The following is a 14,176-nucleotide window of genomic DNA, read 5'->3' on the forward strand; positions in this document are numbered from 1 at the left end:
CTCAACACATCGGCGCCCGTCCGGCGATCCCTTGAGCCCGGTGGCGCCGCCCCGGCCCGTGTCGGTGGTGTTCTCCCCGGGCCGGTGCTTACCTGCAACGCCGCTTCTTTAGGGGCGCGGGGAACTGCGCGCTCAGCCACAACCGGCCCGCACCCGAAACACAACCGGCCCACCCCCCTCCCAGGGGCGCGGGGAACTGCGCGACCAGCCGCAACCGGCCCGCACCCGACATACGACCGTGCCGTTTCGTCAGGGGCGCGGGGAACTGCGCGACCAGCCGCAGCCGGCCCGCGCCCGGAACACGACGCCCGCCACGCGAAACGGCCCGAACCCCACGAGGGGGCTCAGGCCGTCGACCGGTCAACCGGCGGAGCTACACCGTGCGGAAGGCCAACACCACATTGTGCCCCCCGAACCCGAACGAGTCGTTCAGCGCGGCGATCCGCCCTTCCACCGGCAGCTTCCGAGCCTCCCCCCGCACCACATCCGCGTTCGCCTCAGGATCAAGGTTCTCCACATTGATCGTCGGCGGAGCCACCCGGTGGTACAGCGCCAGCACCGTCGCCACCGTCTCGATCCCGCCCGCGCCGCCGAGCAGATGCCCGGTCATGGACTTGGTCGCGGACACCGCGAAGTGGTCCACCTCGTCCCCGAACACCTTCCGCAGCGCCTTCAGCTCGGCGATGTCCCCGGCCGGCGTCGACGTCGCATGTGCGTTCACATGCATGATCTCCGCCGGGTCGAGGTCGGTGCGGTCCAGCAGGTTCTGGAGGGCGTGGGAGATCCCCCGCCCCTCCGGCTCCGGCTGCACGATGTCGTGCGCGTCGGCCGAGATGCCCTGTCCGACCGCCTCCGCGTACACCCGCGCCCCGCGCGCCGCGGCGTGCTCGGCGGACTCCAGGACGACGACACCCGCGCCCTCACCGAGCACGAAGCCGTCCCGGTCGACGTCGTAGGGCCGCGAGGCGCCCTCAGGGTTCTCGTTGTTCTTGGACATCGCCATCATGTTGCCGAACGCGGCGATCGGCAGCGGGTGGATCGCCGCCTCCGTACCGCCCGCGATCACCACATCGGCGCGGCCGGTGCGGATCATCTCGATGGCGTAGCCGATCGCCTCGGCGCCGGAGGCACACGCGGAGACCGGGGTGTGCACGCCCGCGCGGGCGCCCACGACCAGCCCGACGTTGGCGGAGGGGCTGTTCGGCATCAGCATCGGCACGGTGTGCGGGGAGACCCGGCGGACGCCCTTCTCCTTCAGCACGTCGTACTGGTCCAGCAGGGTCGTCACACCCCCGATGCCGGAGGCGATGACCGCGCCGAGCCGGTCGGGGTCGACGGCGGTGTCCTCACCGGCCTTGGCGGTGAAACCGGCGTCCGCCCATGCCTCCCGGGCCGCGATCAGCGCGAACTGCGCCGAGCGGTCCAGGCGCCGGGCCTGCGGCCGGGGAATGATCTCACTGGGGTCCACGGCGACCGGCGCGGCGATCCGCACCGCCTGCTCGGCGGCCCAGTCCTGTTCGAGACGCTTGACACCGGAACGGCCGGCGACCAGGCCCTCCCAGGTAGAGGCTGCGTCGCCACCCAGCGGTGTGGTTGCGCCGATACCGGTGACGACCACGGTGCGATTGGTCGGGCTCACGGGAACTCTCTCTCCAGACGGATACAAGGGTCAGCGGCGCCACCGCCGGGTGGCGGGGCGGGCCGGACCAGCCGGCCCGAGCGGACTCAGGACTGGTGCTTGAGGATGTAGTCGGTGGCGTCGCCGACCGTCTTGAGGTTCTTGACGTCGTCGTCGGGGATCTTGACGTCGAAGCGCTCTTCGGCGGCGACGACGACCTCGACCATGGACAGCGAGTCGACATCGAGGTCGTCGGTGAAGGACTTGTCCAACTGGACGTCCTCAACCGGGATACCGGCGATCTCGTTCACGATCTCCGCGAGACCGGCGACGATCTCTTCCTGAGTGGCGGCCATGATGGCGCTCCTTCGTTTCTTCTCAGAGGGTGTGGCGGTGCGCTCCCTGCCGGACAGCATGATCCGGCACGGAGTGCCTAGGGGAGGGTAACGACAGTGGCGGCGTAGACGAGACCGGCCCCGAATCCGATGACCAGCGCGGTGTCGCCGCTCTTCGCCTCGCCGGTCGCCAGGAGCCGCTCCATCGCGAGCGGGATCGAGGCGGCCGAGGTGTTGCCGGTGGTGCGGACATCACGGGCGACCGTGACGGTTTCCGGCAGTTTGAGCGTCTTGACCATCGAGTCGATGATCCGCTCGTTGGCCTGGTGCGGAATGAAGACGTCCAGTTCGTCCGGGCTGATCCCGGCCGCGTCCAGCGCCTGCTGGGCGACCTTCGCCATCTCGAACACGGCCCAGCGGAAGACGGCCTGGCCCTCCTGGGTGATGGCCGGGAATTTCACTTCGCCCCGGCTGTCCACCGGGAGCCCGGAGACATCCCCGCCGACCCGGTACTCGTCCCACGGCACGGTCTGCTTGATGGTCTCGGACTTGTCGCCCTCCGAGCCCCAGACGGTCGGGCCGATCGCGGGCTCGTCGGACGGACCCACCACGACCGCGCCGGCCCCGTCGCCGAACAGGAAGGCCGTCGCCCGGTCCTCCAGATCGGTCAGATCGCTCAGCCGCTCCACGCCGATGACCAGCACATGTTCGGCGGAGCCCTCGACGATCAGGCCCTTGGCCAGCGTCAGCCCGTAGCCGAAGCCCGCGCACCCGGCCGAGATGTCGAACGCGGCGGCCTTCGGGGTGCCGAGCTTGTCGGCGATCTCGGTGGCCACGGCCGGGGTCTGCTTGAAGTGGGTGACGGTCGAGACGATCACCGCGCCGATCTGCCCGGCGGTGATCCCGGCGTCGGCGATGGCCTTGCCGGACGCCTCGATCGACATGGCGGCGACGGTCTCCTCGTCGTTCGCCCAGTGCCGGGTCTCGATACCGGAGCGGGACCGGATCCACTCGTCGGAGGAGTCGATCCGCTCCAGGATCACCTCGTTGGGCACCACCCGGACCGGGCGGTAGCCGCCCACGCCGAGGATGCGCGCGTACGGGGCGCCCTTGCTTGGTTTGATCTTCGACATGGCCCGGAGGGCTCCTTTCAGGCGCCCGCCGCGTCGGCGGCAGATGGGGACGGCGCTGCGGTGTCTGCGATGGTGCCCGTGCTGTCCGTGCTGTCTGCGGTGACCGTGGGGAGGGCGGCGGTCTCCGCGATGAGCGCGCGGGCGGCGTCGAGGTCGTCGGGGGTCTTCAGCGCCAGCGTCCGCACCCCGGGCAGGGCGCGCTTGGCGAGACCGGTGAGGGTGCCACCGGGGCAGACCTCCAGCAGGGCGGTGACGCCCAGCTCCTTGAAGGTCTCCATGCAGCGGTCCCAGCGCACCGGGCTCGCGACCTGTCCGACCAGCCGCTCCAGCACCTCGGCGCCGGTGGCGACGGTCCGCCCGTCCTTGTTGGAGACGTACGTCAGCGCCGGGTCGGCCGGGGTCAGCTCGGCGGCGGCACCGGCCAGGGTCGCGACGGCCGGGGCCATGTGGTGGGTGTGGAAGGCACCGGCGACCTTGAGCGGGACGATCTTGCGGACGCCCTCCGGCTTGTCCTCGGCGAGCGCGGCGAGCTGCGCCATGGTGCCCGCGGCGACGATCTGACCGGCACCGTTGACGTTGGCCGGGGTCAGGCCGAGCGCCTCCAGGTGCTTGACGGACACCTCGGGGTCGCCGCCGAGCAGCGCCGACATCCCGGTCTCGGTGACGGAGGCGGCCTCCGCCATGGCCAGTCCACGGGTGCGGACGAGCCGCAGCGCGGCCGTGTCGTCCAGGACACCGGCGAGCGCGGCGGCGGTGATCTCGCCGACGCTGTGCCCGGCGACCGCGCCGGGGCGCACGGCGGAGATGTCACCGAGTGCCGCGGCCGACAGCAGACCGGCGGCGACCAGCAGCGGCTGGGCCACGGCGGTGTCCCGGATCTCGTCCGCGTCGGCGAGCGTGCCGTAGTGGGCGAGGTCGAGTCCGATGGCGTCGGACCACGCGGCGACACGGTCGGCGGCGCCGGGCAGTTCGAGCCAGGGGGTCAGGAAGCCGGGCGTCTGGGCGCCCTGGCCGGGAGCGACGAGTACGAGCACTCTCACACTCTCTCTTGGGGACGGGCAGCGCCGCCCGTGGGGACAGGGACGAAGAACGACAGGGGGTTTTGTGGAAGTCCAACAAAACCCTAGGACTGAAGATCCCCGTCGGCCAGCCGCCCCAGGATCAGCGCGATCCGCAGAGTGAACGCGGATCGTACATCTGACGGCGACCAGCCGGTGACGTCAGTCACACGTCGAAGCCGGTAGCGCACGGTGTTGGGGTGCACGAACAACATGCGGGCGGCGCCTTCGAGACTGCTCGCCTGTTCGAGATAGACGGAGAGGGTCTCCAGCAGCGCCGAGCCGGCCTCTTCGAGTGGTCTGTAGATCTCCTCCACCAGTTGCTCACGGGCACTGGGATCGCCGGCGATGGCGCGCTCCGGCAGCAGATCGTCGGCGAGCACCGGCCGTGGGGCGTCCTGCCAGGCGGAACACGCCTTGAGCCCGGCGGCGGCGGCCTGCGCGGACCGGGTGGCGGCCAGCAGGTCCGGTACGACGGGCCCGGCGACCACCGGTCCGGCGGCATAGGGCCCGATCAGCGACTTCGCGACCGCGAGGGGATTGTCGCTGCCGCCCGCGATGACCACGAGCCGGTCCCCGAGCACCCCGGTCAGCACCTGGAGCTTGGCGTGCCGGGCGGCCCGCCGGATGGCCTCCACGGTCAGCTCGGAGTCCCCGTCGGGGGCGGTTCCGAGCACCACGCACACATGTTCGGGCGAGTTCCAGCCGAGGGCCGCGGCGCGCGAGACGGCCCCTTCGTCGGCCTCGCCGCTCAGTACGGCGTTGACGACCAGCGACTCCAGACGGGCGTCCCAGGCACCGCGTGCCTCGGCGGCCTGGGCGTAGACCTGTGCGGTGGCGAAGGCGATCTCCCGCGCGTAGACGAGCAGCGCCTCGCGCAGCACCCCCTCGTCGCCCGGGGCCGCCACCTCGTCGATGGCGCTCTCCATCACCTCGATGGTGGTGCGGACCATCTCCACGGTCTGCCGGAGCGTGATCGCCCGGGTCAGTTCGCGGGGCGCGGTGCCGAACACATCCGTGGAGATCGCCTGGGGGGCGTCCGGATGCCGGAACCACTCGGTGAACGCGGCGATACCGGCCTGGGCCACCAGTCCGATCCAGGAACGGTTCTCCGGGGGCATCGCCCGGTACCACGGCAGTGTCTCGTCCATCCGCGCGATGGCCTGGGCGGCGAGGCTTCCGGAGGACTTCTCCAGCCGCTTCAGTGTCGCGGAGTGGGCGTGGACTTCGGGCGCGGGCACGTCGTTCCTGCGGGTCTCGGGTTCGGGCACGGCACAAGACTGCCCTATCCGGATGGCTCGGTCGCCTTCGGGGCGCTTTATGCCGGTGCGGCGGCGCCGCGGCTACGGTGGGGGACGTGATGGACGTACGCCGCGCCGAGCAGCGCTTTCCCGGGGGAGACGCGAGCGCCGGCATCGATTCCCGGCACGCCTTCTCCTTCGGTCCGCACTACGACCCGGACAACCTCCGCTTCGGCGCGCTGATCGCCTGCAACGAGGAGCGGTTGGCGCCGGGCGCGGCCTTCGACGAGCATCCGCACAGCCATACCGAGATCGTCACCTGGGTGGTCGAGGGGGAGCTGACCCACCGTGACTCCGCCGGGCACGAGACGGTGATCCGGCCGGGGGACGTCCAGCGGCTGAGCGCGGGTGCGGGTGTGCGGCACGTGGAGCGCAACGCCGGGTCGGTGCCGCTGACGTTCGTCCAGATGTGGCTGGCCCCGCTTGCCCCGGGGGGCGACCCGGCCTACGAGACCGTCCGGGGCATCGCGGACGCCACGCCGTACGCGCTGCCGGAGGCGGGGGCGATGCTGCACGTCCGCCGCCTCGTCGCGGGGCAGCGGACGGCGATTCCTGACGCCGGGTATGTGTATGCGCACGTGGTGCGCGGCGAGGTTCTGATCTCCGGTTCGACACTGGGCCCAGGCGACTCGGCCCGCATGACGAAGACACGGGGGGCGGAGGCGGTAGGGGTGACGGCGACGGAGCTGCTCCTCTGGGAAATGAAATAACCCCCGCCACCCGCAACACCCGTGCGCGGTTCCCCGCGCCCCCAAAAGACGTTGCCCACCGCGGCACCGAGTTGGCTCCGTACCCCCGACACCCGTGCGCGGTTCCCCGCGCCCCTAAAGAACGGGGGTGTCGCCCGCGACGGCGCCGAGTTCGCCCCGCGCCTCCAACATCCGTGCGCGGTTCCCCGCGCCCCTGGAATGCGTGCCCGGCGCCCGTTCCGTCCAGCTGCCTGCGGTGGCTGTGTGGCTGGGGCCCCTCCAACTGCGGGCAAACGTGCCGCAGGGCGGCACGGGTGGGCGCGGCGGCTCCCCCTTAGCGCGGGTACGCGTCACGCCCCTGCCTCAGCTCCCGGTCGCCTCCGCCAAGACCGCGTCCGTCAGCGTCGGCCACGCCTCCGTCGCCCAGGGGCCGAACGCGCGGTCCGTCAGTGCCGTGCAGGCCAGGCCCGCGCCCGGGTCGATCCACAGGAACGTGCCCGACTGGCCGAAGTGACCGAAGGTGCCGGGGGAGGACAGCGCGCCCGTCCAGTGCGGGGACTTCGCCGCGCGGATCTCGAAGCCCAGCCCCCAGTCGTTCGGGTTCTGGAGCCCATAGCCCGGCAGCACCCCCTTCACGCCCGGGAACTGGACGGTCATCGCCGCCGCCACCGTCCGAGGGTCCAGCAGCCGCGGCGCCTGCACCTCCGCCGCGAACCGCAGCAGATCGGCCACGCACGACACCCCGTCCCGCGCCGGGGACCCCTCCAGGGACGTCGACGTCATGCCCAGCGGCTCCAGCACCGCCTGCCGGACGTACTCCGCGAACGGCATCTCCGTCACCCGGGCCACATACGCCCCGAGCTGCTCGAACCCCGCGTTGGAGTACAGCCGCCGCTCACCCGCCCGCGCGCTCACCCGATGCTCGTCGTAGGCCAGCCCGGAGGTGTGCGCCAGCAGATGCCGTACGGTCGACCCGTCCGGCCCCGCCGGGTCGTCCAGCTCCAGGGCCCCCTCCTCGTACGCCACCAGCACCGCGTACGCGGCGATCGGTTTGGTGACCGAGGCCAGCGGAAACACCCGGTCGGCGGGGCCCTGGACGCCCAGGACCGTCCCGTCGGCCCGGACGACACCCGCCGCCGCGTGCGGCACCGGCCAGCTCTCGATCAGCGCGAGACTCTTCAGCGACATGCCAGTGAGCCTAGGCTCACCGCCACCGCGCGCCGCGCGCACCCCGGCCGCCCCGCTCGCTTTCCGCTTGCTTGGAGTGCACTCCAAGGTCCTAGCGTGGAGGGCATGACGGTGATGCACAGCACGGCCGTGACCGCGGCAGACTCCGACGCAGTACCCGCACCGGTGGACGCGTGCAGCGCCCCGCCCCGCCGCCACCCGCGCCCCGACGGCCAGGACCGCTACACCATCAGCGAGGTCGTCGCCTTCACCGGACTGTCCGCGCACACCCTGCGCTGGTACGAGCGGATCGGGCTGATGTCCCACATCGACCGCTCCCACACCGGCCAGCGCCGCTACTGCAACCGCGACCTCGACTGGCTCGACCTGGTCGGCAAGCTACGGCTGACCGGGATGCCGGTCGCCGACATGGTCCGGTACGCGGAACTGGTGCGCGCGGGCGAGAACACCTACGGCGAGCGGCACGCCCTGCTGGAGGCCACCCGCCACGACGTCGTCGCGCGCATCGCCGAACTCCAGGACACCCTGGCGGTACTGGACCGCAAGATCAGCTTCTACGCGGACGGCCGCCGCCACGACCTCGAAGGGGAGAGCGCCCGATGACCGAGGGCAGGATCCGTACCGTACGACTCGGCGCCGACGGCCCCGAGGTCGGTGTGCAGGGCCTGGGCTGCATGGGCATGAGCTTCGCCTACGGCCCCACCGACCAGGACGCGGCCCGCGCCACCCTGGACCGCGCCCTGGACCTGGGCGTCACCCTCCTCGACACCGCGGACGCCTACGCCGACGGCGACAACGAGCGCTTCCTCGCCCCGTTCGTCGCCGCCCACCGCGACCGGCTCGTCGTCGCCACCAAGTTCGCCCTGTACATCCCGCCGGACGACCGCACCCGGCGGGTCATCCGCAACGACCCGCCGTACATCCGGCAGGCCGTCGAGGCCAGCCTCCGGCGCCTGGGCGTCGATGTCATCGACCTCTACTACATGCACCGCCGCGACGAGTCCGTCCCGCTGGAGGAGTCCGTCGGCACGATGGCCGACCTGGTCCGCGAGGGCAAGGTGAAGCACCTCGGCCTCAGCGAGGTCACCGCCGCCGAACTGCGCGCCGCGCACGCCGTGCACCCGATCACCGCGGTGCAGTCGGAGTGGTCGCTGTTCAGCCGGGACATCGAGGCGCAGGTCGTCCCGGCGGCCCGGGACCTCGGGGTCGCCCTCGTCCCCTACTCCCCGCTCGGCCGCGGCTTCCTCACCGGCTCGTTCGTGAGCGCCGACAAGGAGCTGGCCGCCGACGACTTCCGCCGGACGCAGCCCCGCTTCACCGGCGAGAACGCCACCGCCAACGCCGCCCTGCTGGCACCGATCCGCACGGTCGCCGAGGCCCATGGCGCCACCCTCGGCCAGATCGCCCTGGCCTGGGTCCAGGCACAGGCCGGGGTCCACGGACTGACCGTCGTCCCCATCCCCGGCACCCGCAGCCCCGGCCGGGTCACCGAGAACACCGCGGCGACCCGGATCACCCTCACCGCCGAGGAACTCGCCCTGCTCGACCCGATCGCCGCCCAGGTGCGCGGCGCCCGCTACGCCGACATGCGGTTCGCCTCGGCGGGCCGGGAGTAGGCGGGCTGGGGGAGCGACCTCCACCCACAGCCCCGGCGCCAGCCCCCGTCCCGGCGTCCGCTACAGCTCCGCGAGCAGTTCCGCCTTCTTCACCGAGAACTCCTCGTCCGTCACCAGACCGGCCTGGTGCAGCTCCCCGAGATGCCGGATGCGGTCGGCGACATCGGCCGGATCACGCCGGGCGACCGCCGCCACCGGCACCGCGGGCCCGGCGGCCCGTACGGCGTCCAGCACGGCGGCGGCGAACGGCAGCGACTCGTGCACCGGCCCGTACCCCAGCCCGAACACCACCGCGGCCGGGTCCTGGTCGGCCTGGGCGACCTGGTCGGCCTGGGCGGGCGGGGACGGCTGGTCCGCGCCCGCCCGGCGCAGCAGCCGCAGATGCCCCTCGAACACCTCGGGGGAGCGCCACTCGACGCCCGCGAGGTCGGCGACCCGGAAACGCTGGTCCCCGGCCTTCCACTTGGCCGACGACGCGCCCGTCCAGAACCAGCGGAACACCACCGTCGTCCCGTCGAAGGACGCCTTCGCGTCGTACGCCTTGAAGGACATCGGCACCTCGGGCGCGGCCACCAGATGCCGGTCCGCCGGGCCCGATTCGGTGAGCAGGGCGCGCAGTTCGTCGGCGTAGTACGCGGCGAGGGTCTCCCGCTCGGCGGGCAGCACCAGCCGGTACGGATCGCTGCTCTCCTTGAGCTGGCCGTCGGCCGCCTCCATCAGCGGATCGGCGCCCGGCCGCGGCTCGGCGCGCAGCACGACCGTTCCGCGACGGCCGGGAGTCAGCGTCACACCCTGGAGCGCCGTCAGCGGCACCCGGCGTTCCCCCAGCGCCTGGAAGAGCCTCGGTGTGCGAATCCCCCGTTCGTAGCGGATGAGCACGGAGTCGGACTCGAACTCCCAGGCGGCATGAAATCCGGCCAGTACGTCACCCATGCGGCTCATCGTATGCGGCATGAGCTCCTCCGTCCCCTCCCCGCGCGGACCGCGATTCCTTCGACTCTACGCGCGTCCGGACCCCACGTCTGCGGGCATATCGGTCGTACACGCGTCGGCCTCGTCGGCGCAGCGCACCGAGTCATACGCGCCTACCCCGATCTCGGCGAAGTTGCGCAGACTCTCCGTCCCCGGTTCGAAGTACCCGGCGTGGCCGTGCGCGCCGCCCGCCGACAGCACCCGCGCGCCGAACGCCCGGGACACCGGATCGGCCCCGTGCCCGAGCCCGCCCAGCTCCATATAGGGGACGTCCTCGATCCAGTCGTCGGCGTCCCGCATCGCCCACACCTGCGCGGAACTGCGCAGCTGGGACGCCTTCTCGGCGCGCATACCGGGGCTCCCGGCGACCGCGATGTCCGTCACCCGGTCCGGCAGCACCCGCGCGGCGACCCCGCACAGCACCGAGCCGTAGCTGTGGCAGAACAGGGAGACCGGTGCCGTCCCGGGCAGCGCCCGCACCAGCGCGTTCAGCCGGGTGGCGCCCTGGGCGGCGCGGGTGACGGTGGCCGCCTCCACCCCGATGCCGCCGGGCGCGGTGTAGTCGGCCCAGGCGATCACCGCCGTACGGGTGCCGGGGCTCGCCGCGCGCTCGGCCGTGTAGAGGGACTCGGCCATGCCCGCGGGCGCCGTGTACTTGCGGTTGGTGCGCTGGAAGGTGAGCAGATCGGTGTCCACGCCGGGCACGACGATGGAGATCCGCTCGGCGCGGTCCAGGCTGCCGAAGACCTCGGCGACCCGGCCCGAGCCGTCCGGGTCGAAGGCGAGGATGTGCCGTCCTGGCTCCATCAGCGCCGTGAGGCGGTGCATCCGGCGGCCCGCCTCGTGCTGTCCGCCGGGGCTGAGGCGCCGGTCGCGCATCCGCTGCCGCTCGGTCTCCCGGGCCTGTCCGAGGGCGAGATGGTTGGCCCGGTAGCGCAGCCGGACGGGGGCGCCGTTCATGTTGCCCACCACGAGGGGATAGCGGTGGACCAGTCCGGTGCGCTGGGTGTCGCTGAGCGAGGCGAAGAACGCGGCGAGCCGGGCGGGCGTGGAGCGGGGGTCGGGCAGGGGCCGCCCGTCGAGCCGGCCGTCGGCCCAGGCGGCGAGCGACAACTGGAGCGGGGTGTGGTCGCGCTGGTTGCGCAGCGCGGTCCAGCCGGTGGTCGCCAGCATCACGAAGACCACGGCCAGCGCGAGCAGCGCACGCCACACATTGAGCGTCGGGGAGGTGTCGAAGGAAGTCACTGGGAGGACACACTAGGAGAACGGGACGGTCTCGCGTGAATCCAGTGACCGGTATCACGTTTGAACGGTGGCGAGGCTGATCAAGGGGTGGTGGGGAAGGGTCCGGGGGCGTACGCAAGTGCCCTACGGCGTACGCCAGTTCCCGGCCAGCGCCGGTCCCACCTGGTCCAGGTACCGGGCGGTGATCGCGCGCATCCCCGCCACGCTGTGGTCGTCCCCGGCCGTCCAGAGCCGTTCGGTGACCCGCATGACCCCGCCGAACAGCGCCACCGCCACCCGCGGCCGGGGGTCCTCGTCCACGTCGAGCCCCTCGCGCTCGGCGATCAGCCGGGCGAACCGCTCCTCGGTCTCGGCGGACCGCCGCAGATGCGCCGCCAGCAGCACCGGCGTCGACTCGATCACCTGGTACATCCGCAGATACTGCTCGATGGTCACCACCGACTCGATCCGCTCATGGATGGTGTCCCAGCCCTCCAGCACCGCCCGCCGCAGCGCCTGGAGCGGCGGTTCGTGCGCCGGACGGGCGCGCACCGCCGCGTAGAAGTGGTCGACGGTCATCTCCTGGACGGCGAGGGCGGTCTCCTCCTTCCCGGCGAAGTAGCGGAAGAAGGTGCGCTGCGAGACCCCGACGGCCTCGGTGATGGCGTCGACGGTGGTGCGGTCGTAGCCGCGGGTGGTGAACTGCTCGACGGCGGCCCGCAGCAGCGCGTCCCGGGTCCGCCGCTTCTTGCGCTCGCGCAGCCCGGGTCCTGGTGGGCCGTCCGGCGGGTCCGGTGGGTCCGGCGGGTCGAGCGTGTCCGGCGTGTCCATGGGGGGCCTCCAGCGAACTGTCTTCCCTGTTCAGGGGGGTTGTGAGTGACCTGACAGTTACCGACTTGTGAATTGGTTTGTCAATTGTCAGTGGCTGTCTCTAGTGTCGTTCGCATGACTAGTCAGACCACCCTCGACAAGACGGGGCCGGGCGACGGCGCATCGCCCGCGCCGCCGTCGGCGCCGGCCAAGGGGCTGCGTGGCCATCCTTGGTTCACCCTCATAACCGTCGCCGTCGGGGTCATGATGGTGGCCCTGGACGGCACCATCGTGGCGATCGCCAACCCGGCCATCGCCAAGGACCTCGGCGCCACGTTCGCCGAGGTGCAGTGGATCACCAACGCGTACTTCCTGGCCCTCGCGGTCGCCCTGATCACCGCGGGCAAGCTGGGCGACCGGTTCGGCCACCGCCAGACCTTCCTGATCGGCGTCGTCGGCTTCGCCGCCGCGTCCGGCGCGATCGGGCTCTCCGACAGCATCACGGCGGTGATCGTCTTCCGGGTCTTCCAGGGCCTGTTCGGCGCGCTGCTGATGCCGGCCGCGCTCGGCCTGCTGCGGGCCACCTTCCCCGCCGAGAAGCTCAACATGGCGATCGGCATCTGGGGCATGGTCATCGGTGCCTCCACGGCGGGCGGACCGATCCTCGGCGGTGTCCTCGTCGAGCACGTCAACTGGCAGTCGGTGTTCTTCATCAATGTGCCGGTCGGCATCCTCGCCGTCGCCCTCGGCGGTCTGATCCTGCTCGACCACCGGGCGAAGAACGCCCCGCGCTCCTTCGACCTGCTCGGCATCGGACTGCTCTCCGGCGCGATGTTCTGCCTGGTCTGGGCGCTGATCAAGGCCCCCGAGTGGGGCTGGGGCGCGGGCCGGACCTGGCTGTTCGTGGCCGTCGCCGTGGTCGCCTTCGTGCTGTTCGCCTTCTGGGAGAAGCGCGTCCGCGAGCCGCTGATCCCGCTGACGCTCTTCCGCTCGGTCGCGCTCTCCGCGGGTGTGGTGCTGATGGTCCTGATGGCCATCGCCTTCCTGGGCGGCCTGTTCTTCGTCACGTTCTACTTGCAGAACGTGCACGGCATGACCCCGATCGACGCGGGTCTGCATCTGCTGCCGCTCACCGGCATGATGATCGTCGGCTCCCCGCTCGCCGGTGTGATGATCACCAAGGTCGGCCCGCGCATCCCGCTGGCCGGCGGCATGGCGCTCACCGCCCTCGCCATGTACGGCATGTCGACGCTGGACACGGACACCGGCAGCGCCGTGATGTCCGTCTGGTTCGCCCTGCTGGGGCTCGGCCTCGCCCCGGTCATGGTCGGCGCGACCGAGGTCATCGTCGGCAACGCCCCGATGGAACTGTCCGGTGTCGCCGGTGGTCTCCAGCAGTCCGCGATGCAGATCGGCGGCAGCCTCGGCACCGCCGTGCTGGGCGCGGTGATGGCCTCCAAGGTCGACAGCGACCTGGCGGGCAACTGGGCCGCCGCGGGGCTTCCGCCGCTCACGCCCGAGCAGGAGGCACAGGCGTCCGAGGCGGTGCAGGTGGGCGGCGCGCCGATCGCCCCCGGCACGCCGGCCGAGGTCGCCGGGAAGATCACCGATGTCGCCCACGACACGTTCATCTCCGGGATGAGCCTGGCGTCGCTGGTCGCCGCGGGCGTGGCGGCCGTCGCGATCCTGGTCGCCCTGCTGACCAAGCGCGGCGAGAACGCGGAGGCGGGCGCCGGAGCGGCCCACATCTGAGCCACGCCGGAGCGGTGGCGCGTGCCTCAGCGCGGTGCTGGAGCCGGTGGCGTGTGCCTCAGCGCGGTGCCGGACCCGGTGGCCTGCGCCTCCGCGTCGTACCGGACCCGTCGCGTGCGCTTCCGCGCCGCGCCGGACCCGGTAGCGCGCGGACATGCGGCTCCCCTCGGGATTTCGCTCATCAGAGTGATGTCCGAGGGGAGCCGTTCCGTGTGTTCGGGGCCGCGCGCCACAGTGAGTCACGCCTTGCGGCGCGCTGCCGGAGGGGGGTGGCGCGCCGGGGTCGTTCCCCTGCCGTCTGCCGTCTGCCGTCTGCCGTCTGCCGTCTGCCGTCTGCCGTCTGCCGTCTGCCGTCTGCCGTCTGCCGTCTGCCGTCCGCCGAGTCACGTCCCCTGCCCGGCCCGTGGAGCGGGCAGTTGCTCGGCCCGAGGCCCCGGCACCTGCTCGGCCCTCGGCCCCGGCACCTGCTCAGCCCTCGGT

General features: G+C 72.1%; 13 protein-coding genes. 4 read left to right on the plus strand and 9 right to left on the minus strand.

Annotated elements, in window-relative coordinates; all coding sequences use genetic code 11:
- Positions 1 to 373: 373 nt before the first annotated feature.
- From fabF to fasR, 5 genes are all read right to left on the minus strand, one after another.
- Positions 374 to 1,639, minus strand: a complete 1,266-nt coding sequence (fabF, locus tag AB0D49_RS36720) for a beta-ketoacyl-ACP synthase II (RefSeq protein WP_362766819.1) — start codon at positions 1,637 to 1,639, stop codon at positions 374 to 376.
- Positions 1,640 to 1,725: 86 nt separating this feature from the next.
- Positions 1,726 to 1,974 carry an acyl carrier protein gene (locus tag AB0D49_RS36725; RefSeq protein ID WP_212910420.1) on the minus strand — a complete coding sequence of 83 codons (249 nt, stop codon included), beginning with the start codon at positions 1,972 to 1,974 and terminating at the stop codon, positions 1,726 to 1,728.
- A gap of 77 nt (positions 1,975 to 2,051) precedes the next feature.
- On the minus strand, positions 2,052 to 3,086 hold the full coding sequence (locus AB0D49_RS36730) for a ketoacyl-ACP synthase III (protein WP_362766820.1): 1,035 nt from the start codon (positions 3,084 to 3,086) through the stop codon (positions 2,052 to 2,054).
- 17 nt (positions 3,087 to 3,103) lie between these two features.
- A complete protein-coding gene (locus tag AB0D49_RS36735; protein WP_362766823.1) occupies positions 3,104 to 4,120 on the minus strand; it encodes an ACP S-malonyltransferase in 1,017 nt (338 codons plus the stop codon).
- Between the two features lie 89 nt (positions 4,121 to 4,209).
- A complete protein-coding gene (gene fasR / locus AB0D49_RS36740) occupies positions 4,210 to 5,415 on the minus strand; it encodes a fatty acid biosynthesis transcriptional regulator FasR (RefSeq protein ID WP_362766826.1) in 1,206 nt (401 codons plus the stop codon).
- Positions 5,416 to 5,504: 89 nt separating this feature from the next.
- On the opposite strand from fasR, the gene AB0D49_RS36745 reads away from it, so the two are divergent.
- Entirely contained in the window at positions 5,505 to 6,155 is a 651-nt protein-coding gene (locus tag AB0D49_RS36745) for a pirin family protein (RefSeq protein ID WP_362767017.1), read from the plus strand.
- A 342-nt stretch (positions 6,156 to 6,497) separates the two neighbouring features.
- On the opposite strand, the gene AB0D49_RS36750 is transcribed toward AB0D49_RS36745, so the two are convergent.
- Positions 6,498 to 7,322 carry a serine hydrolase domain-containing protein gene (locus AB0D49_RS36750; RefSeq protein WP_362766828.1) on the minus strand — a complete coding sequence of 275 codons (825 nt, stop codon included), beginning with the start codon at positions 7,320 to 7,322 and terminating at the stop codon, positions 6,498 to 6,500.
- Positions 7,323 to 7,427: 105 nt separating this feature from the next.
- Between AB0D49_RS36750 and AB0D49_RS36755 the strand changes: the two genes are divergently transcribed.
- Both AB0D49_RS36755 and AB0D49_RS36760 read left to right on the plus strand, forming a co-directional pair.
- Positions 7,428 to 7,925: a MerR family transcriptional regulator gene (locus AB0D49_RS36755; RefSeq protein ID WP_362766831.1), complete on the plus strand. Its 498-nt coding sequence runs from the start codon at positions 7,428 to 7,430 to the stop codon at positions 7,923 to 7,925.
- A complete protein-coding gene (locus AB0D49_RS36760) occupies positions 7,922 to 8,938 on the plus strand; it encodes an aldo/keto reductase (protein WP_362766834.1) in 1,017 nt (338 codons plus the stop codon). The genes AB0D49_RS36755 and AB0D49_RS36760 overlap by 4 nt, the downstream gene beginning before the upstream one ends.
- Positions 8,939 to 8,998: 60 nt before the next feature.
- Here AB0D49_RS36760 and AB0D49_RS36765 read toward each other — a convergent pair whose 3' ends face one another.
- The 3 genes from AB0D49_RS36765 to AB0D49_RS36775 form a co-directional block, all read right to left on the minus strand.
- Positions 8,999 to 9,871 (minus strand): DUF4429 domain-containing protein, encoded by an 873-nt coding sequence (locus AB0D49_RS36765; protein WP_362766837.1) that lies wholly within the window; start codon positions 9,869 to 9,871, stop codon positions 8,999 to 9,001.
- A gap of 66 nt (positions 9,872 to 9,937) precedes the next feature.
- The gene (locus tag AB0D49_RS36770; protein WP_362766839.1) at positions 9,938 to 11,155 is read right to left on the minus strand and encodes an alpha/beta hydrolase; all 1,218 of its coding nucleotides are present in this window, start codon (positions 11,153 to 11,155) and stop codon (positions 9,938 to 9,940) included.
- Between the two features lie 123 nt (positions 11,156 to 11,278).
- Positions 11,279 to 11,965, minus strand: a complete 687-nt coding sequence (locus AB0D49_RS36775; protein ID WP_362766842.1) for a TetR family transcriptional regulator — start codon at positions 11,963 to 11,965, stop codon at positions 11,279 to 11,281.
- Between the two features lie 114 nt (positions 11,966 to 12,079).
- Between AB0D49_RS36775 and AB0D49_RS36780 the strand changes: the two genes are divergently transcribed.
- Positions 12,080 to 13,696: an MFS transporter gene (locus AB0D49_RS36780; protein ID WP_362766845.1), complete on the plus strand. Its 1,617-nt coding sequence runs from the start codon at positions 12,080 to 12,082 to the stop codon at positions 13,694 to 13,696.
- Positions 13,697 to 14,176 lie beyond the last annotated feature (480 nt).

The organism is Streptomyces sp. NPDC048290 (genome assembly GCF_040652095.1).
Classification (GTDB): domain Bacteria; phylum Actinomycetota; class Actinomycetes; order Streptomycetales; family Streptomycetaceae; genus Streptomyces.